At 69.0% G+C, this 18,590-nt stretch carries 23 protein-coding genes; 15 read left to right on the top strand and 8 right to left on the bottom strand.

The features are described from left to right. On the bottom strand, positions 1–279 hold a 279-nt coding region (locus tag JLI01S_RS14495; protein ID WP_157074980.1), incomplete at its 3' end, for a hypothetical protein. Positions 280–446: 167 nt separating this feature from the next. Here JLI01S_RS14495 and infA point away from each other — a divergent pair. The 7 genes from infA to rplQ all read left to right on the top strand — a co-directional run bounded on the left by infA (position 447) and on the right by rplQ (position 4,529). Next, positions 447–668 carry a translation initiation factor IF-1 gene (gene infA, locus JLI01S_RS14500; RefSeq protein WP_068265898.1) on the top strand — a complete coding sequence of 74 codons (222 nt, stop codon included), beginning with the start codon at positions 447–449 and terminating at the stop codon, positions 666–668. Between the two features lie 105 nt (positions 669–773). Next, positions 774–887: a 50S ribosomal protein L36 gene (gene rpmJ, locus JLI01S_RS14505; protein ID WP_007928044.1), complete on the top strand. Its 114-nt coding sequence runs from the start codon at positions 774–776 to the stop codon at positions 885–887. 225 nt (positions 888–1,112) lie between these two features. After that, entirely contained in the window at positions 1,113–1,484 is a 372-nt protein-coding gene (rpsM, locus tag JLI01S_RS14510; protein ID WP_068265900.1) for a 30S ribosomal protein S13, read from the top strand. A gap of 74 nt (positions 1,485–1,558) precedes the next feature. Beyond that, positions 1,559–1,957, top strand: coding sequence for a 30S ribosomal protein S11 (rpsK, locus tag JLI01S_RS14515; RefSeq protein WP_068265901.1), 399 nt, complete (start codon positions 1,559–1,561; stop codon positions 1,955–1,957). 29 nt (positions 1,958–1,986) lie between these two features. Then, the gene (gene rpsD / locus JLI01S_RS14520) at positions 1,987–2,595 is read left to right on the top strand and encodes a 30S ribosomal protein S4 (RefSeq protein WP_068265903.1); all 609 of its coding nucleotides are present in this window, start codon (positions 1,987–1,989) and stop codon (positions 2,593–2,595) included. A gap of 116 nt (positions 2,596–2,711) precedes the next feature. Continuing rightward, a complete protein-coding gene (locus tag JLI01S_RS14525; protein WP_068265905.1) occupies positions 2,712–3,746 on the top strand; it encodes a DNA-directed RNA polymerase subunit alpha in 1,035 nt (344 codons plus the stop codon). A 60-nt stretch (positions 3,747–3,806) separates the two neighbouring features. Next, complete coding sequence (rplQ, locus tag JLI01S_RS14530; RefSeq protein ID WP_068265907.1) at positions 3,807–4,529, top strand: 50S ribosomal protein L17, sunset domain variant; 723 nt, start codon at positions 3,807–3,809, stop codon at positions 4,527–4,529. Positions 4,530–4,650: 121 nt separating this feature from the next. On the opposite strand, the gene JLI01S_RS14535 is transcribed toward rplQ, so the two are convergent. Beyond that, on the bottom strand, positions 4,651–5,844 hold the full coding sequence (locus tag JLI01S_RS14535; protein ID WP_245634641.1) for an MFS transporter: 1,194 nt from the start codon (positions 5,842–5,844) through the stop codon (positions 4,651–4,653). 64 nt (positions 5,845–5,908) lie between these two features. Here JLI01S_RS14535 and truA point away from each other — a divergent pair, with 64 nt between their 5' ends. Beyond that, the gene (truA, locus tag JLI01S_RS14540; protein ID WP_068265908.1) at positions 5,909–6,739 is read left to right on the top strand and encodes a tRNA pseudouridine(38-40) synthase TruA; all 831 of its coding nucleotides are present in this window, start codon (positions 5,909–5,911) and stop codon (positions 6,737–6,739) included. Here truA and lepB read toward each other — a convergent pair whose 3' ends face one another. Together lepB and JLI01S_RS14550 are read right to left on the bottom strand one after the other, a co-directional pair. Continuing rightward, positions 6,740–7,435 (bottom strand): signal peptidase I, encoded by a 696-nt coding sequence (gene lepB, locus JLI01S_RS14545; protein ID WP_084349467.1) that lies wholly within the window; start codon positions 7,433–7,435, stop codon positions 6,740–6,742. 9 nt (positions 7,436–7,444) lie between these two features. Then, the gene (locus tag JLI01S_RS14550) at positions 7,445–8,035 is read right to left on the bottom strand and encodes an ArsR/SmtB family transcription factor (protein ID WP_068265909.1); all 591 of its coding nucleotides are present in this window, start codon (positions 8,033–8,035) and stop codon (positions 7,445–7,447) included. Positions 8,036–8,271: 236 nt separating this feature from the next. Here JLI01S_RS14550 and rplM point away from each other — a divergent pair, with 236 nt between their 5' ends. Further along, entirely contained in the window at positions 8,272–8,715 is a 444-nt protein-coding gene (gene rplM, locus JLI01S_RS14555) for a 50S ribosomal protein L13 (RefSeq protein WP_068265911.1), read from the top strand. A gap of 30 nt (positions 8,716–8,745) precedes the next feature. Then, positions 8,746–9,261, top strand: coding sequence for a 30S ribosomal protein S9 (gene rpsI, locus JLI01S_RS14560; protein WP_068265913.1), 516 nt, complete (start codon positions 8,746–8,748; stop codon positions 9,259–9,261). Between the two features lie 78 nt (positions 9,262–9,339). On the opposite strand, the gene JLI01S_RS14565 is transcribed toward rpsI, so the two are convergent. Next, positions 9,340–10,476: a glutamate--cysteine ligase gene (locus JLI01S_RS14565; RefSeq protein ID WP_157074981.1), complete on the bottom strand. Its 1,137-nt coding sequence runs from the start codon at positions 10,474–10,476 to the stop codon at positions 9,340–9,342. A gap of 116 nt (positions 10,477–10,592) precedes the next feature. Here JLI01S_RS14565 and glmM point away from each other — a divergent pair, with 116 nt between their 5' ends. Further along, positions 10,593–11,942: a phosphoglucosamine mutase gene (gene glmM / locus JLI01S_RS14570; RefSeq protein ID WP_068265919.1), complete on the top strand. Its 1,350-nt coding sequence runs from the start codon at positions 10,593–10,595 to the stop codon at positions 11,940–11,942. A 38-nt stretch (positions 11,943–11,980) separates the two neighbouring features. Here the strand turns inward: glmM and JLI01S_RS14575 are convergent, their stop codons facing one another. Genes JLI01S_RS14575 through JLI01S_RS14585 form a run of 3 tightly spaced genes read right to left on the bottom strand, consistent with a single transcriptional unit; the run spans position 11,981 to position 13,966 of the window. Next, positions 11,981–12,334 (bottom strand): nuclear transport factor 2 family protein, encoded by a 354-nt coding sequence (locus tag JLI01S_RS14575; protein WP_068265921.1) that lies wholly within the window; start codon positions 12,332–12,334, stop codon positions 11,981–11,983. Further along, positions 12,331–13,404 (bottom strand): Glu/Leu/Phe/Val dehydrogenase dimerization domain-containing protein, encoded by a 1,074-nt coding sequence (locus JLI01S_RS14580; RefSeq protein WP_068265924.1) that lies wholly within the window; start codon positions 13,402–13,404, stop codon positions 12,331–12,333. The genes JLI01S_RS14575 and JLI01S_RS14580 overlap by 4 nt, the downstream gene beginning before the upstream one ends. Before the next feature lie 46 nt (positions 13,405–13,450). Continuing rightward, the gene (locus JLI01S_RS14585; protein ID WP_068265928.1) at positions 13,451–13,966 is read right to left on the bottom strand and encodes a beta-class carbonic anhydrase; all 516 of its coding nucleotides are present in this window, start codon (positions 13,964–13,966) and stop codon (positions 13,451–13,453) included. Positions 13,967–14,129: 163 nt separating this feature from the next. Here JLI01S_RS14585 and JLI01S_RS14590 point away from each other — a divergent pair, with 163 nt between their 5' ends. From JLI01S_RS14590 to JLI01S_RS14605, 4 genes are read left to right on the top strand one after another with little or no spacing between them, the layout of a single operon-like run. Then, a complete protein-coding gene (locus JLI01S_RS14590) occupies positions 14,130–15,440 on the top strand; it encodes an extracellular solute-binding protein (protein ID WP_245634642.1) in 1,311 nt (436 codons plus the stop codon). Further along, entirely contained in the window at positions 15,437–16,384 is a 948-nt protein-coding gene (locus JLI01S_RS14595) for a carbohydrate ABC transporter permease (protein ID WP_068265929.1), read from the top strand. The genes JLI01S_RS14590 and JLI01S_RS14595 overlap by 4 nt, the downstream gene beginning before the upstream one ends. A 16-nt stretch (positions 16,385–16,400) precedes the next feature. Further along, a complete protein-coding gene (locus JLI01S_RS14600) occupies positions 16,401–17,243 on the top strand; it encodes a carbohydrate ABC transporter permease (protein WP_169797343.1) in 843 nt (280 codons plus the stop codon). Between the two features lie 33 nt (positions 17,244–17,276). Next, positions 17,277–18,530 carry an ABC transporter ATP-binding protein gene (locus JLI01S_RS14605; RefSeq protein WP_068265933.1) on the top strand — a complete coding sequence of 418 codons (1,254 nt, stop codon included), beginning with the start codon at positions 17,277–17,279 and terminating at the stop codon, positions 18,528–18,530. Positions 18,531–18,590: the final 60 nt, after the last annotated feature.

Consider the following 18,590-nt stretch of genomic DNA (forward strand, 5'->3'; position numbering starts at 1 on the left):
GTCGGCGGCGGGGCGGGCGCCTCCGGCGTCGTCGGCGAGGGGCCCGATCACGGGCAGGTCGAGGTGGAGGGCCCACGAGATCGTCGAGTCGTGGACGATGCCTGGTGTGCCATCGGGAGCTCGCAGGATCCAGACCCCGTCGAGGTCAGGGGTGGGCGCGGCACCCGTGGGCAGCTCGACGACGCTGGCGTCCGGGGCCAGTGCGGCCAGGGCTCGGCGGGCGTGGTGGGCGTCCGAGAGTTCTCGGGCGCCGACGAGTGCGATCCTCAGGCCGGTCATGGGGGCGAGCCTACGAGGCCGGGGCGATTTCCCTCGGGGTGGCCCGGAGCGGTATCGTTGATCGTCGGTCACGTGTGTGCTGCCTTCCCGGTTTCCGGGGAGGCGAATTCGCGTGCCGCCCACGGTGGCTTCCATCCAGGAGGCGACCACCAACGGATTGAGAGGGTATGGCCAAGAAGGACGGTGTCATCGAGGTCGAGGGCACGATCGTCGAAGCGCTCCCGAACGCAATGTTCCGGGTAGAGCTGACCAACGGTCACGTGGTTCTCGCCCACATCTCGGGCAAGATGCGGCAGCACTACATCCGGATCCTCCCTGAGGACAAGGTTGTCGTGGAGCTCAGCCCGTACGACCTGACCCGCGGCCGGATCGTCTTCCGTTACCGCTGATCGAGGCGGTCGCCGCATGTCGACGACCGACGAGTGAAGCACTCACAGCACGACTCGCCGCCCACACCCGGGTGGCGGGACAGATCGAGAAGATGCGAGACGGCAATGAAGGTTCAGCCGAGCGTCAAGAAGATCTGCGACAAGTGCAAGGTGATCCGCCGCAACGGTCGGGTCATGGTGATCTGCGACAACCTGCGCCACAAGCAGCGCCAGGGCTGATCGCGTCCACCAGGACCCGTACGGCGGGGACCCGGGTTTTGTCGCCCAGATCCTCGAGCAACGCCAGCAGAAGAAGTACGCACCACCCGGCCCCTGCCCCCTTCGCGGAGCAGGACGTCACCCTCGGCTCGGAGGCCGAGGACCGAAGACCCGCTCGAATTGGCGGGAACACCCTTCGGACCGGTGGTGCACCAGACCTCCGGACTGACAGAAGGAAGCCAGCACATGGCACGACTTGTTGGAGTCGACCTGCCGCGCGAGAAGCGCGCCGAGGTCGCCCTGACCTACATCTTCGGTGTGGGACGCACGACCGCACAGAAGGCCCTCGCCGCCACCGGCGTCGACCCGAGCATCCGCGTGAAGGACCTGAGCGACGAGCAGCTCGTCTCTCTGCGCGACTACCTCGAGGCCAACGTCCAGATCGAGGGTGACCTCCGCCGCGAGGTTGCTGCCGACATCCGCCGCAAGGTCGAGATCGGCACCTACGAGGGCCTGCGGCACCGCCGTGGTCTCCCGGTCCGCGGTCAGCGCACCAAGACCAACGCTCGGACCCGCAAGGGCCCCAAGCGCACCGTCGCAGGCAAGAAGAAGGCCTGAGACACCTCGGCATCACGCGCCTGCAGCAGCCGGCGCAGTGATCACCTCACACCGAAGAACTTCGTAGGAGAAACATGCCCCCCAAGACCCGCACCGGCGCCAAGGTGCGCCGCAAGGTCAAGAAGAACGTTGCTGTGGGCCAGGCCCACATCAAGAGCACGTTCAACAACACGATCATCTCGATCACCGACCCGACCGGCGCCGTGATCTCCTGGGCCTCCGCTGGCCAGGTCGGCTTCAAGGGTTCGCGCAAGTCCACCCCGTACGCCGCACAGATGGCTGCTGAGGCCGCTGCACGCCGCGCCATGGAGCACGGCATGAAGAAGGTCGACGTCTTCGTCAAGGGCCCGGGTTCCGGTCGCGAGACCGCCATCCGCTCCCTGACCGCCGCTGGCCTCGAGGTCGGCGCCATCCAGGACGTCACGCCCAGCCCGCACAACGGTGTCCGCCCGCCCAAGCGCCGTCGCGTCTGAGCAGCAGAGATACGGGAGACAGATAAGACATGGCTCGTTATACCGGCCCCATCACCAAGAAGTCCCGCCGCCTCAAGCTTGACCTCGTCGGCGGCGACAAGAACTTCGAGCTCCGTCCCTTCCCGCCCGGCCAGCACGGCCGTCGCCGGATCCAGGAGAAGGAGTACCTCACCCAGCTGCAGGAGAAGCAGAAGGCCCGCTTCACCTACGGCGTCATGGAGAAGCAGTTCGTCCGGTACTACAAGGAGGCGGCCAACCGCCCCGGACAGACCGGTCACAACCTGCTGATCATCCTCGAGTCACGCCTCGACAACGTGATCTACCGCGCCGGGCTCGCCCGCACGCGTCGTCAGGCTCGTCAGCTCGTCACGCACGGTCACTTCGAGCTCAACGGCGTGCGCATCGACGTGCCCAGCGCCCGCGTCTCGCAGTACGACATCATCACCGTGCGCAAGCAGTCCATCGAGGCCTTCCCGATCCAGGTCGCTCGCGAGTCCTTCGGCGAGCGTCCGATCCCGGCATGGCTGCACGTCATCCCGGGCAGCCTGAAGGTCCTCGTGCACCAGCTGCCGACCAACGAGCAGATCGACAGCCCGTTGGCGATGCAGTTGATCGTCGAGCTCTACTCCAAGAACTGATCGAGTTCTACTGAGGGTGGCTCCCGCGGACCGATGCGGGAGCCACCGTCGGGGTCACGCCCCGACACCTTCACGAGGCGTCATATAGCGGTCGCCCGTGGGAAGGAAGAATCACCGTGCTCATCGCACAGCGTCCCAACCTCAGCGAAGAGGTCCTCGCCGACAACCGCTCGCGGTTCGTCATCGAGCCCCTCGAGCCTGGCTTCGGCTACACCATCGGCAACTCCCTGCGTCGCACCCTGCTCTCGAGCATCCCGGGCGCCTCGCTCACCTCGATCCGGATCGACGGAGTGCTCCACGAGTTCTCCACGGTCCCCGGGGTCAAGGAGGACGTCACCGAGATCATCCTCAACATCAAGTCCCTCGTCGTCTCCAGCGAGAACGACGAGCCGGTCGTGATGTACCTGCGCAAGTCGGGCGCCGGCGCGGTCACCGCTGCCGACATCAACCCCCCGGCCGGTGTGGAGGTCCACAACCCGGACCTGCACATCGCGACGCTCAACGACAAGGGCTCCATCGAGATGGAGCTGACCGTCGAGCGTGGCCGTGGCTACGTCTCCGCGCAGCAGAACAAGTCCGGTGACCAGGAGATCGGCCGCATCCCGGTCGACTCCATCTACTCGCCCGTGCTGGCCGTGACCTACAAGGTCGAGGCCACCCGTGTCGAGCAGCGCACCGACTTCGACCGCCTGGTCGTCGACGTCGAGACCAAGAACTCGATGGCCCCCCGCGACGCGCTGGCCTCGGCCGGCAAGACGCTGGTCGAGCTCTTCGGCCTGGCCCGTGAGCTCAATGTCGAGGCCGAGGGCATCGACATGGGCCCGTCGCCGACCGACGCCGCCATCGCGGCCGACCTGGCGCTGCCCATCGAGGACCTCGACCTCACGGTCCGCTCCTACAACTGCCTCAAGCGCGAGGGCATCCACACCGTGGGTGAGCTCGTCGGTCGCAGCGAGGCGGACCTGCTCGACATCCGCAACTTCGGCGCGAAGTCGATCGACGAGGTCAAGGCCAAGCTGCACGAGATGGACCTGGCCCTCAAGGACAGCCCCCCCGGGTTCGACCCGACGGCCATCCCCGGCTACGGCGAGGACGACTACGACGAGTCCGCTGACGAGGATGCCTCGTTCGCCGAGGACGAGCAGCTCTGACCCACCGCTTCACGACCTGACCGCTGACGCGGTGAGGTCAGAACTTCCAAGGAGAACACCATGCCCACCCCCACCAAGGGACCCCGTATCGGTGGCGGCCCGGCTCACGAGCGCCTCATCCTCGCGAACCTGGCCACCGCGCTCTTCGAGCACGACCAGATCACGACGACGCAGGCCAAGGCCAAGCGGCTGCGTCCGCTGGCCGAGCGCCTGATCACCTTCGCCAAGCGGGGTGACCTGCACGCTCGTCGCAAGGTCATGACGACCATCCACGACAAGGGTGTCGTCCACCGTCTCTTCGTCGAGATCGCTCCCGACGTCGCAGACCGCCAGGGCGGCTACACCCGGATCACCAAGATCGCGCCGCGCAAGGGGGACAACGCCCCCATGTGCGTCATCGAGCTCGTGCGTGAGCCGGTCAACGCCAAGCCCAAGCGCGCCGTCGTCGCCGAGGCGGAGGCCGCGACCAAGCGCTCCGCCAAGGACGAGGCAGCCGAGGCTCCGGCCGAGGCCACCGAGACCGAGACCGAGACCGCTGCTCCGGCCGCGCTCGTCGACCTGCCCGAGGGCGGTGCTGCTCCTCTCGAGGACGGCGCCGCGCCGAGCGAGGACTACACGGTCAAGGGCAACCTCGACTCGAACAAGTACCACGTCGCGGGTTCGCAGTGGTTCGACCAGACGGTCGCCGAGGTCTGGTTCAAGACCGCGGACGCCGCCAAGGCCGCCGGCTTCGAGCCGGCCGGTGGCGAGGCCAAGCAGCAGGAGTCCGACGAGGAGGCCTGAGCCGCCTGAGTCATTGCGACTGCACGCCGCAGGGGCGCCACTCCCGTCACGGGGGTGGCGCCCTTCGTGGCTCCTGCGTCGCGCCTCAGTGCCAGCCTTCGTCATGCCTGCAGCGGGTGGGTCAGCGCTGGGTCGTCGCTGCGAAGTGTCGGGCGAGCGGGATCATGCCGAGCACGAGGAGCGCGGGGACGGCGAAGCCGATGCGCAGGCTGATGCCGCCGAGGGCGCCGGTGAGGACGGCTCCGAGGAGCGCACCGACGTAGTTGAACTGGTTGAACCGGGCGATGACGGCATCGACGCGGGCCCGGCGCTGGGCCGGGTCGAGGTGGGCCCCGGCGATCGCGGCCGCAGCGGAGAAGGACAGCGGGGCGATGACCGCCACCCCGAGCCCGGTGACGAAGAAGCCGAGGATGGCGACCTGCCACACGGAGGCCGGCGCGAGGACCACGACGAGCAGGCCGACCGAGGCGATGATCGCGCCGGTGCGCACCATGGTCGGGGCGCCGAGTCGTGCGGTGAGCCGGTCGCCGGCCAGCCGCGCGAGCATCGTCGCCGCGAGATAGGGCAGCGTCGCCAGGGCCACCATCTGCGAGGACGTGGGCGGGCTGGTGAAGACATCGGGGTTGGCGAGGTAGACCGGTCCCCACGCCGTGGACGCCGTGTCGACCATGTAGAAGAGGACGAGCCCCAGACCGACCATGGAGACGGCCCGCCACGGGATGTCGACGCGCTCCGCCGGGGGTGGGGGAGCCGCGTCATGGCGCAGCAGGGGGAGCACGGTCACCACGAGGGGTGCGATGGCCACGGCCGTCGCCGCGTGCGCCGCCTCGATCCCGGGGAGGGTCAGCGCGATGACGGTCGCGAGCAGACCACCGGCCGTCCACGCACCGTGCGAGGACGGCAGGATCGGCCGCTCCAGTCGGTGCTCGAGGGCGACCGCCTGCATGTTGCAGGTCGCGTCCACCGCCCCGAGCGCGGTGCCGTAGACGGCCAGGCCCAGGACGAAGGGGGCCAGCCCCCCGCTGCCGAGGGCGAAGCCCATGACGGCCGTGCCGACGGCCAGGCCGACCATGGAGCACCGCAGGGTCGCTGCGCTGCCCGCCCGTGCGGCGGCGAGCTCGGCGAGCAGCGAGCCGACACCTGCCAGCAGGACCAACATGAGCATGAAGCCCGACAGCTCCAGCTCGTCGATGTCGTAGGTGCGCTGGACGAGTGGGAGGCGCAGGGTGAGGGAGATGAAGAGCAGTCCCTGGACGAAGAAGGCGCCGGCGATGGCTGCTCTGCGTCGGCGCAGGTCGCTGGGGTCGTGGTGCACGGGGAGAATCTCCTCCTGAGTTACCCGCGAGTCAACCAGTCGCTCGTCGCCTACGCTGGCCGGCATGCGGCTGCGCCTCGACCTCGCCTATGACGGGACCGACTTCCACGGCTGGGCGGCCCAGCCGGGACTGCGCACCGTCGAGGGAGAACTCACGGCAGCGGTGGCCACGATCCTGCGGCTCGAGGAGCCGGCCCGCCTGACCGTCGCCGGCCGCACCGACGCCGGCGTCCACGCCATGGGCCAGGTCGTCCACGTCGACCTGGCGCCCGAGCAGCTCGACCGCGCCCAGGGCAACACCGGGCGGGAGCCGGAGCAGGCCCTGCTGACCCGCCTGCGTGGCGTGCTCCCGCCGGATGTCGTCGTCCACCGCGTCGCCGAGGCGCCCGAGGGCTTCGACGCGCGCTTCTCCGCGCTGAGCCGGCGCTACCGCTACCTGATCAGCGACGACCCGGCGCGGCTGGACCCCCTTCGTCGTCATGAGGTCGTGGCCCTGCGCACCCCCTTGGACGTCGAGGCGATGAACCGCGCCGCCGAGCGCCTGATCGGTCTGCGCAACTTCGCCGCCTTCTGCAAGAAGAGGGAGGGGGCGACCACCACGCGCACCCTGCTGCGCTATGACTGGCGCCGTCGTGACGACGGGCTGCTCGAGGCGACGGTCCTCGCGGATGCCTTCTGCCACTCGATGGTCCGCGCGCTCATCGGCGCGCTCGTGCCGGTCGGGGAGGGGCGGCGGGGCGTCGACTTCCCCGTGGACGTCCTCACCGCCATGTCGCGTGACCCTCGGGTCAAGGTGATGCCGGCTCACGGACTGTGCCTGGTCGAGGTGACCTACCCCGAGGCGGGGGCGCTGGCAGCCCGGGCACAGGAGGCTCGGGCCAAGCGGGAGGAGTGATCAGCTCCGCTCGGCACTCCCGGGAGGCAGTGGCCACCATCGCCAGCCGAGCGTCCCGACGACCTGGTCGAAGCGGACGAAGCGCGGCTCGCAGCCAGCGACCGCACCCCGGCAGCTGACCACCGAGTCGGCGCTGTTGGCGCGGTTGTCGCCGAGGACGAGGTAGGAGCCCTCGGGGACGGTGATGTCCGCGAAGCAGCGGGTGCTCGGCTGGTCGCCGGCGCACTCGGTGCCGTCGGGCATCGGCAGGTCGTGTGTGACATAGGGCTCGGTGAGGGGCTTGCCGTCGACGAGGACGCGGCCTGTGCTGTCGCAGCAGGAGACCTGCTCGCCGGGCAGGCCGATGACCCGCTTGACCGTGTGCGAGCGGTGGCTGGGGCCGGTGCCCAGGACATCACCGGCGTAGCGCACGGCATTGCTCACGGGGTCGGGGTCCGTCAACGTCGCGTCCTCCCACGTCCGTCCATGGCCGAAGACGACGATGTCGCCGCGCTCGAGGTCTGTCTCGTCGACCCCGACGATCGTGGCGAAGACCCGGTCGCCGGTCATCAGCGTGGGCTCCATCGATCCCGACGGGATGACGAAGGGGCGCACCAGCGTGTGCGTGATGACGGCCAGGATCGCGAAGGCGATGAGCACCCGGGCGATGATCCCCAGGAGCCAGTGGCGCTCGGGGCGCGGGTCGGAGGAGCTCACGTGCCCAGCCTAGGTCCGCCGGTCCCCGCCCTGCGACCGCCGAGGCAGGGGGGTGAGCGCAACGACCGCGGTCACGCGCCGTGCTCCGGGGGTGCCTGCGCCGCGTCGACGGTAACGGTCGAGCACCGCACCCAGCTCCGTGCGCAGGGCTGCCAGCTGGGTCTCGTCGACGAGCACCTCGCGGTCGTCGATGCCGCACTCCTCCTGCCACACCAGCGGCCAGGAGACCTGGGCGTCGATCCAGCTGTGCTGGCGCTGCGCGTGGTGGTCGACGACGTCATGGGCCAGCCAGAGCGCGTCGGCGAGCTCGTCGGCGTCGTCGATGGCGCTGACGGCGACCGAGGTGTCCACGCCGTCCCGCTCATCCTCCTGGGCCGCGGCCCACACGCGTGAGCGTCCGTCGCCGAGGCCGGTGTCCTCGACGAGGCCCGCCTGCGCGAGGACGCGCGCGTGGTAGCTCGTGGCGCCGGTGTTGGTGCCGAGCGCCCGGGCGAGCTCGGCGGCGGTCGAGCCGCCGTGCAGGCGCAGGTGGGCCAGGATGCGGGAGCGAAGGGGGTGGGCCAGCAGCCGCCAGGTCGCCGTCTGGGGGGTCTCGGTCACCCGCCCACGATTGCACAAGTATTGTGCAATCGCGATGCCTGCAGGGGTGGTGGCGCGGCTGTAGAGCTGCAGATCCCCGGATTCTCAGGGCTTGTGGGCGCTCTGCGCTGATTTCTGTGACCGTTGCGACCTTCCGTAGAATGGATCTCAGCGGCGCCCCGTCCACGAGGACGAGCGGCGCCACCCCTTCGCTCCCGGAGGGGTCAGTCATCACGACGAGCAGTAAGGCTTCACACATGCGTACGTACACCCCCAAGGGCGGTGACATCACCCGTCAGTGGCACATCATCGACGCCACGGACGTCGTGCTCGGCCGTCTTGCGAGCCAGACCGCCATCCTGCTGCGCGGCAAGCACAAGACGACCTTCGCCCCCCACGCGGACATGGGCGACTTCGTCATCATCATCAACGCGGACAAGATTGCGCTCACCGGCTCCAAGGCCACCAAGAAGCTCTCTTACCGTCACTCGGGCTTCCCGGGCGGTCTGTCCTCGATGAACTACACCGAGATGCTGGCCAAGCACCCGACCCGCGCGGTCGAGAAGGCCATCCAGGGCATGCTCCCGCGCAACACCCTCGGTCGCCAGCAGCTGAGCAAGCTGAAGGTCTACGTGGGTACGGACCACCCGCACGCCGCGCAGCAGCCCACCCCCTACACGATCTCCCAGGTCGCGCAGTAAGCGCGCCCCAGAAGGAACTGAGGAAACACCGTGGCTGAGACCACCGAAAACACTGAGGTCCTCGAGGGCGACGAGCCCGAGCTGAGCTCCTACACCTCCGAGTCCGACGGCCCCGTCGCCGGCTCCACCGACGAGCCCGTCCGTCGTCCGTCCGCCTCGGCGCCCGGCGCGGCCACCGGCCGTCGCAAGCAGGCCATCGCCCGCGTCCGGATCGTCCCGGGCACCGGCGAGTGGAAGGTCAACGGCCGCACGCTCGAGGAGTACTTCCCGAACAAGGTCCACCAGCAGATCGTCAACGAGCCCTTCACCGTGCTCGAGCTCGACGGTGCCTACGACGTGCTCGTGCGCGTCCACGGCGGTGGCCCCTCCGGCCAGGCCGGCGCCGTCCGTCTCGGCGTCGCCCGCTCGCTCAACGGAGTCGACGAGGAGCTCAACCGCGCCACCCTGAAGAAGGCCGGCTTCCTCACCCGTGACGCCCGCGTCCCGGAGCGCAAGAAGGCCGGTCTCAAGAAGGCCCGCAAGGCTCCGCAGTACAGCAAGCGCTGATCCAGCCACGCGCTGCCAGCACGCCGAAGGGCGGTACTCACCTCACGGTGGGTGCCGCCCTTCGTCATGCGCCCAGTGTCATGCGCCCAGCGGGCGTCCGGCGCGCATCTCGGCCACGAGCGACCGGGTCACCTCGACCAGGTCACCGTTGTTCGCCGCGGCCACGGCTTGCTGGCGCTGGTAGCTGGCGCCGGCGCGGATGATGTCCTCGACATGACCGAGCTCGGTCTCGCAGCCCAGCCGCCGGGCGATCGGGGAGAGGCGCTCGAGCAGGTCGTGCAGCTCGTCCGTGACGAGGCGCTCCCGGTTGCGGGAGTCGAGGATGATGATCGCCTCCATCCCGTAGCGGGCGGTGCGCCACTTGTTTTCCTGCACGTGCCACGGGGGAAGCGTCGGGATCGTGCCGCCGTCGGTGAGGCGGTCGTCGAGGTGGACGAGGAGGCACTGGGTGAGTGCGGTGAGGGCGCCGATCTCGTGCAGCGTCGGCACCCCGTCGCAGACCCGGACCTCGAGGGTGCCCAGGTGAGGTGCAGGGCGCAGGTCCCAGCGCACCTCCTTCAGCTCGTCGATGACGCCCGTGACGAGCAGGTCGTCGACATAGCCCTCGTACTCCCGCCAGGAGTCGAACTGGAAGGGCAGCCCGGCGGTCGGTAGCTGTTGGAACATCTGCGCCCGGTTGCTCGCGTAGTCGGTCGGCACGCCGCCCCACCACGGTGAGGACGCCGAGAGCGACTGGAGGTGCGGCGCGTAGCTGAGCATCCCGGACAGCAGCGGCAGGACCTTGTCGCGATGGGTGACGCCGACATGGGTGTGCACGCCGTAGATGACCATCTGGCGCCCCCACCACCGGGTGCGATCGATGAGGGTCGCATAGCGCTCGCCCTCGCTGACCTGCTGGGACTCCCACCGTGCGAAGGGGTGGGTGCCGGCGCTCATCAGCTCCAGGCCGAGGCCGTCGGTGATCCCCCGTAGCCGCGAGAGGCTCTGTGACAGGTCGGCGATGACCTCGGGCACGTCGTGGCAGATGCCGGTGACGATCTCGACGGTGTTGGTCAGGAGCTCCCGGTGGACCTTGGGGGCCAGGCTCTGGTCGACGGTGAGCGGCTCGACGACGCTCTCGGCGAGCGGGACGAGGTCGAAGGACTCCCCGTCGACGAGGGCGATCTCCCACTCGACGCCCAGCGTGGGCCCGTCGGACGGGCTGAATTCGATCATGATGGCCTCTCGATGCCCGGACCTGCGGTGTCACAGCCTAACCAGCCGGTATCGTCACTGGCGCCCGTCCCGCATGCGACATGCCGTCGGGTCCCAAACGGAAGGTTGCTTGATCCATGTCCCGACTCTTCGGCACCGATGGTGTCCGTGGCCTCGCCAACGGCGAGGTCATCACCGCTGACTTCGCGCTCCGACTCGCTCAAGCGGCAGCCGGGGTGCTGCGCGACCCGGTGGGGACGGAGGGGCGTCGACCCCTGGCCGTCGTCGGGCGTGATCCCCGTGCGTCCGGCGAGTTCCTGTCGGCCGCCGTGGTCGCCGGTCTGGCGAGCAGCGGCATCGACGTGCTCGACGCCGGTGTCGTGCCGACACCGGCCGTCGCCTTCCTCACCGCAGAGGTCCACGCAGACTTCGGCGTGATGCTCTCCGCGTCGCACAACGCCATGCCGGACAACGGCATCAAGTTCTTCGCCACCGGTGGGCACAAGCTGCCCGACGCCGTCGAGGACGCCATCGCGTCAGCGATGGACGAGCCGCCCGCGCGCCCGACGGGCGTGGACGTCGGCCGGGTGACCCTGATGGACGACGCGGGCACTCGGTACGTCCGCCACCTCCTCGACGCCGTGGAGCCGCGGCTCGAGGGGCTGACGCTCGTCATCGACGCCGCCCACGGGGCCGCGAGCGAGGTCTCGCCCGAGGTCTTCCGCCTCGCCGGGGCCACGGTGCACGTCATCGGTGCCCGACCTGACGGGCTCAACATCAACGACGGTGTCGGCTCGACGCACCTCGACCCGCTCAAGGAGGCCGTCGTGGCCCATGGCGCGGACCTGGGCATCGCGCACGACGGTGACGCCGACCGGTGCCTCGCCGTGGATGCCCAGGGCAACGAGATCGACGGGGACCAGATCATGGCGATCCTGGCCGTGGCACTCAAGGACCACGGCGAGCTCGTGGAGGACACCCTCGTCGCCACGGTCATGAGCAACCTCGGTCTGCTGCGCGCCATGGAGGCTGCGGGGATCACCGTCGTCCAGGCCGGCGTCGGTGACCGCTATGTCCTCGAGGAGATGCGCAAGGGCGGCTTCAGCCTCGGTGGCGAGCAGTCCGGGCACGTCATCCTCGCCGAGCACGCGACGACCGGCGACGGGGTCCTCACCGGGCTCAAGCTGGCGGCGCGCGTCGCCGAGACGGGCCGCACGATCGCCGATCTCGGCACCGTCATGACGCGGATGCCGCAGGTCCTCATCAACGTCAAGGATGTCGACAAGGACCGCGTGGAGGCTGACGAAGGCGTCCAGGCGGCCGTCTCCGACGTCGCGACCGCACTGGGTGACCAGGGGCGGGTCCTGCTGCGCAAGTCCGGCACCGAGCCCGTCGTGCGCGTCATGGTCGAGGCTGACACCCACGAGCGCGCTCTCGCGTCCGCTGAGCGCCTCTCCGTGGTGGTCAAGGAGCGACTGGCGCTCTAGGCCCTGCGTGGGCTTCGCAGCACACGCAGGTGGGCTTGTCAGACCGCTGGCGTGTCGAAGAACGAGTGCCGGGTCCTGGCCCGACCCTGCTCGTCGAGCACCCAGAAGTCGGCGAAGCCGACCTGTGCGGCGCTGCCGTCCTTGAGCGTGCCGACGAAGCGTCCGTGCACCGCGACCCGGCGCCCGTCGACGACCATCTCGTCCAGCTCGTGCCGGCCGTCGGCGATCACCCGCTCGCCGCCGTAGAAGGCGCCGAGGGCGTCCCTGCCGATCATCGGCGCGTAGCCGGGGCGGTGGTAGACGGCGTCGTCGGCGAAGCAGTCCAGCACGCCCTCGACGTCGGCGGCATCCACGAGGTCGTAGTAGCGGCGCACCGCATCCTCGGAGGTCATGCGGTGACCTCGCGACCCAGGGCATCGGAGGCGCGCTGCAGGGCGGCCGCGAGCGGGGTGATGCCCTGCTCCTGCGCGGTCTCCAGCAGGCCGGTCACCCGCTCACCGATGCGATCGACCGCAGCGAGCGTCTCGGCGTCGCTCCAGCCGACGACTCCGCCGTGCACCTGGATGACGCCGCCCGCGTTGGCGACGAAGTCGGGCACGAAGACGATGCCGGCCTCGTGCAAGGCCTCGGCGCAGCCCGGGTCGTCGAGGGTGTCGTTGGCAGCGCCGGCGATGATGCGGGCCGGGATGCGCTCGATGGTGTCGCGCATCACCACGCGCGCGATGGCGCAGGGGGCGAAGACGTCCGCGTCGTGGAAGGGTGCCTCGCCGGCGTCGACTGTCGCGCCACCGAGCTCGCGGGCGAGCTCCTCGGCGCGGGCGGTGTCGACATCGGCGACGGTCAGTCGAGCGCCGTCGGCGTGGGCCAGCCGGGCGACCTCGGCGCCGACACTGCCGACGCCCTGGACCACGACGTGGAGGCCGGCCAAGCCCCCTTCGCCGTGGTGGTGCACTGCTGCCGCCCTCATCGCCGCGTAGACGCCGCGAGCGGTGAAGGGGGAGGGGCTCACCTCGTCGCAGAACGCGCGCGCGCCGCCGTCGTCGCGGATGGCCTGCATGTCCCCCAGGAGGGTGCCCATGTCGACGCCCGGGATGTACATCCCGGCCGTGCGGGCGATCATCTCGCCGAAGCGGGTGAAGAGCGCACGTCGCTCAGGGGTGCCCGGCGCGGGCGCCTCGCCGTCGAGCATGACGACGGACTTGGCACCGCCGTAGGGCAGCTCGGCGAGCGCGTGCTTGAGGGTCATCGCGGCGGCGAGGCGCTGGGCCTCGCGAGCGGCCGCCTCGGTGGAGGGGTAGCTGCGCAGGCGCACGCCACCGAATCCTGGGCCGAGGGTCGTGTCGTCGATCGCGATGACGGCGCGCAGGCCCACGCGGTCGTCGCGGCAGGTGATCGTCTGTTCGGTCGCCCAGGGTTCGGCGATGGACTCAGAGGTCGGGGCAGAGGTCGTGACGGTCGTCATCCGCCCATGGTGACAGGGGCCGTGTGACCCCTGTCACCGGGGTGGATCAGAACTTCTGGGAGAGCAGGCCGGTGTCGACGTCGTAGACGAACCCGCCGACCTTGGCGCGATCGGCGATGAAGGGGTGCGTGCGCACGGCAGCGACGTCCTGGCGCAGCGCGTCGAGCTGGTCGCTCACCACGTGGAAGCCCTGCCACGAGGCGTCCTGTCCCGCCGAGGCGCCGACCTTGGCGCGGAACTCGTCCTCGGTGGCGCTGCCCATCGCGCAGCGGGTGTGCGGGATGACCAGGATGCGGTCGACCCTCAGCAGGTGGACACCGAGGACGAGGGCCTCGAGGGCAGCGGAGGTGACGCGACCGCCCGGGTTGCGGAAGATCTTGGCGTCGCCGGGCTTGAGCCCGAGCATGCCGAGCGGGTCGATGCGGCTGTCCATGCAGGTCACGATGGCGACGCCGGCGTGGGCGATGCCGTCGAAACCGCTGAGCTCGAAGCTCTCGGAGAAGGTCTGGTTGGCCGACATCAGGTCGGCGAAGTCCTCGGGGGAGGAGGCAGTCGTGGGCATCAGGGTCCTTTCGTGGTCGTCCTTGCACAGTAGACCGGACGTCCCGACACCAACTCGTTGCCTCTCATCTGTGGCATGGACCACATCCACGGTGTAGACAGTCCACTGGGAGGCGACGTCGGCGACCCCGCCTGCATCGCGTCCTCGGACGATAAGGAGCGACGTGGACACACGACGACGACGGCGGATCGCCTTCATGGCGGCCGCAGCGACTGCCGCCAGCCTCGGTCTGGCGGCCTGTGGGGACGGCGGCACGGGCGACAGCGCGTCCCAGCTCACGTGGTACATCAACCCCGACGGCGGCGGCTCCGACCCCGCTGGCGGTGGTCAGGCCCAGCTGGCCAAGGAGTGCTCCGACGCCTCGGGCGGTGAGTACACGATCGGTGTCCAGCTCCTGCCCAACAGCGCGAGCGACCAGCGTCAGCAGCTCCTGCGCCGTCTGGCCTCCAAGGACAAGGGCGTGGACATCATGTCGATCGACCCCGTCTTCGTCGCCGAGTTCGCCGAGGCCGGGTTCCTGGCACCCGTGCCCGCGGACAGGAAGGCCGAGCTCAGCGATGATGCGGTGGACCCGGCCGTGACCAACGCGAGCTGGAAGGACGAGATGTACGCGGCTCCCTTCTGGGCCAACACGCAGCTCCTCTGGTACCGCAAGTCCGTGGCCAAGGAGGCCGGCCTCGACATGACCAAGCCGGTCAGCTGGGACCAGGTCATCAAGGCCGCCAAGAAGACCGACACCGACATCGGGGTGCAGGCCTCGCGCTACGAGGGCTACATGGTGTGGATCAACGCGCTCGTCGAGGGCGGCGGTGACCACATCGTCGAAAATCCCGGCGCCGACGGCAAGGACCTGAAGTTCGGTCTGGAGTCCGAGGGCGGCAAGAAGGCGGCCTCGATCATCGAGGCGGTCTCCGCGGAGGGGGTCGGTGGTCCGGCGATGGGGTCCACCGACGAGACGTCGACGCTCGACATGTTCCAGAACGAGAAGGCCGGCTTCATGGTCAACTGGCCCTACGTCTACGCGGCACTCAAGGGATCCGAGGTCGAGTGGTTCGACGACCTGGCGTGGGCGCGTTATCCGCAGACCACGGCGGGTACCGAGTCCAAGCCGCCGCTGGGTGGCATCGAGATGGGTGTCTCGGCCTCTTCGGCGAAGCAGGACAAGGCGTGGGACGCCGTCTCCTGCCTGACCTCCGAGGAGAGTCAGAAGGCCTACATGATCGGGACCGGCAACCCGGCCGCGCGCAAGGCCGTCTACGACGACCCGGAGATCAAGAAGGACTTCCCGATGGCGGCGCTCATCCGTGAGTCGCTCGACGCGAGCGGCCCGCGACCGCTCACCCAGTACTACGGCGACGTCTCCAGCGGGATCCAGCGTGAGTACAGCCCGCCCGGCTCGGTCGACCCGTCGACCACACCGCAGCAGACCACCACCCTGCTCCAGGACGTGCTGAAGGGAGATGCGTTGCTGTGAGTACCGTGACCGACTCCCCGAAGGCCCCCACGACGCAGGGGGACAAGCCTCGCCTGTCCGACCGGGCCAAGGCCGAGCAGCGGCTCGGCTGGAAGCTGGCGATGCCCGCCTTCGTCGTCATGCTGGCCGTCACCGCCTACCCGATCCTGCAGGCGGTGTGGAACAGCTTCTTCAACTACCGGTTGACCGACCCGGACAACAAGGAGTTCGTGGGGTTCAACAACTACATCGTCTCCTTCAGCGACTCCGTCTTCTGGAGCGCGATGTGGGCGACGGTGATCATCACGGTCATCACCGTGGTCGTCGAGCTCGTCCTGGGCTTCATCATCGCCCTGGTGATGCACCGGATCGTCCTGCCGCGGCGCACCCTGCGCACGGTGGTGCTCATCCCGTACTCGATCATCACCGTCGTCTCCGGTTTCACCTGGCTCTTCATGTACCAGACCGACACCGGCTTCGTGAACCGCTGGACCAACTGGATCCCCGGGGTGAGCGAGAACTACGACTGGTTCGGCAGCTTCTGGCCCTCGATCTTCGTCATCTGCCTCTCGGAGATCTGGAAGACGACCCCCTTCATGTCCCTGCTCCTGCTGGCCGGACTGGCCCAGGTGGACACGTCGATGGAGGAGGCCGCCAAGGTCGACGGCGCGTCGTGGGTGCAGGTGCTGACCAAGGTGATCCTGCCCAACATGAAGCCGGCGATCATGGTGGCGCTGCTCTTCCGCACCCTCGACGCCTTCCGCATCTTCGACAACATCTTCATCATGACCGGGGGGGCCAACGGGACCAACTCCCTCTCCGGGCTCATCTACCGGCAGACCATCGACCGGACAGAGATCGGGCTCGGCTCTGCGCTGTCGGTGATCCTCTTCCTCTGCGTGCTCGTCATCGCGGCGGTGTTCGTCCGAGGATTCAAGGTCGACCTGACGCAGGGGAGGAACTGACATGGCCAAGCAGTCGATGAAGGGCACGGGCCTGTGGACCACGCTCGCGGTCCCGATCATGGTCTGGACCGTGCTGCCCCTGCTGTGGATGCTCTCGCTCTCCCTCAAGAGCGCGGACACCCTGGCCGACCCGGACTCGGCGTACTTCGGCAACTTCTGGCCGAAGGAGCCCACGCTGGACAACTACCGGCTGATCTTCACCGGCGGCGCGAGCGACCTCTTCATGCCGGCGTTGCGCAACTCGCTCATCGTCTGCCTGGTCGCGACGCTCATCTCCGTCGTGCTCGCGATGTTCTGCGCCTACGCGATCTCCCGCCTGGAGTTCAAGGGCAAGAAGATGATCCTCACGACCGCGCTCGCGGTGAGCTTCTTCCCCGTGGTCGCCATGGTGACGCCGTTGTTCGAGGTGTGGAGCAAGACCGGTCTCTTCGACACGATCCCCGGCCTGATCATCCCGTACCTCGCGCTGACCCTGCCGCTGTCGATCTGGACGATGTCCGCCTTCTTCCAGCAGATCCCGTGGGAGATGGAGCAGGCCGCGCAGGTCGACGGCGCCTCGAGCTGGCAGGCCTTCCGCAAGGTGATCATCCCGCTGGCCACCCCCGGCGTCTTCACGACCGCGATCATCACCTTCTTCACCGCGTGGAACGACTTCGTCTTCGCGATCTCGCTGACCTCCGACCAGGCGCGCACGGTCCCCGCCGCGCTCGCCTTCTTCACCGGAGCCAGCCAGTTCGAGCAGCCCACGGGCGCGATCATGGCGGCCTCGGTCGTCGTCACCATCCCCGTCGTGATCCTCGTGCTGATCTTCCAGCGCCGGATCGTCGCCGGCCTGACCTCGGGCGCCGTCAAGGGCTGACCCCCGCCTTCACGATGAACTGGAGAAACTCCCATGGCTGAGATCACCCTCAACAACCTCGTCAAGACGTACGGCGACGGCTTCCCGGCGGTCAACGACGTGAGCCTGGACATCAGGGACGGCGAGTTCATGATCTTCGTCGGCCCGTCCGGCTGCGGAAAGTCGACGCTCCTGCGCATGGTCGTCGGGCTGGAGGACATCACGAGCGGTGAGCTGCTCATCGACGGCAAGGAGGTCAACGACCTCTCACCCAAGGACCGCAACCTGTCGATGGTCTTCCAGAACTACGCCCTCTACCCACACCTGACGGTGTACGAAAACATCGCCTTCCCCCTTCGGCTGGCCAAGGGCAAGTTCACCGACGACGAGATCGACTCCAAGGTGCGCATGGCCAGCTCGATGCTGGAGCTGGACGAGCACCTCGAGCGCAAGCCGGCCAACCTCTCGGGCGGGCAGCGTCAGCGCGTGGCGATGGGGCGGGCGATCGTGCGGGACGCCGACGCCTTCCTCTTCGACGAGCCGCTGTCCAACCTCGACGCCAAGCTGCGTGGGCAGATGCGCACCGAGATCGCTCGCATGCAGCGGCGCATGGGCACGACGACGATCTATGTCACCCACGACCAGACCGAGGCGCTCACCCTCGGCGACCGGGTCTCCGTGCTCAAGAAGGGCGTGCTGCAGCAGTGCGCCAGCCCCCGCGAGCTCTACGACCAGCCGGTCAACCTCTTCGTCGCGGGCTTCATCGGCACGCCGCCGATGAACTTCCTGCCCGCGGAGGTCGAGGGGGACGAGCTCGTGCTGCCCTTCTGCCGTGTCCCGATGCCGGCCGCAGTGCGCGAGCGTGCCAGCGGCAAGGAGCTGCTCATCGTCGGGATCCGTCCGGAGCACATCAAGGACGCCGACCTGGGCGATGTCCCGACCAACGGGGTGCGCTTCGGGGCGCCCGTGGACCAGGCGGAGTGGCTGGGCAACGAGCAGTACGCCTACATCCCCTTCACCGTCGAGGGCGATGTCAAGCACAAGCTCGACGAGCTCGACAAGGACCTCGACGGCGAGGGCATGCGTACGCAGATGGTCATCAACCTCGACCCGCGCTCGCGGGTGCGCGAGGGCGATGACGGCAGCTTCGTCTTCGACCCCGACCTCATGCACGTCTTCGACCCGGAGTCCGGGGACTGCCTCACCCGTGACGATGACAAGGCGGCCGAGATCGCTCGTCAGTCCGAGGAGGACCGGCAGCGTGCGCTCGAGCGGGCCCGGTCGCGCGAGGCCCAGCCCAGCGCCTGAGCAGCGACCGCCCCGACACGCTGCCGAGCCGCGCCGACCCTAGAGGTCGGCGCGGCTCGG

Origin of the sequence: Janibacter limosus NBRC 16128 (assembly GCF_001570985.1) — a bacterium.
Taxonomy (GTDB): Bacteria; Actinomycetota; Actinomycetes; order Actinomycetales; family Dermatophilaceae; genus Janibacter; species Janibacter limosus.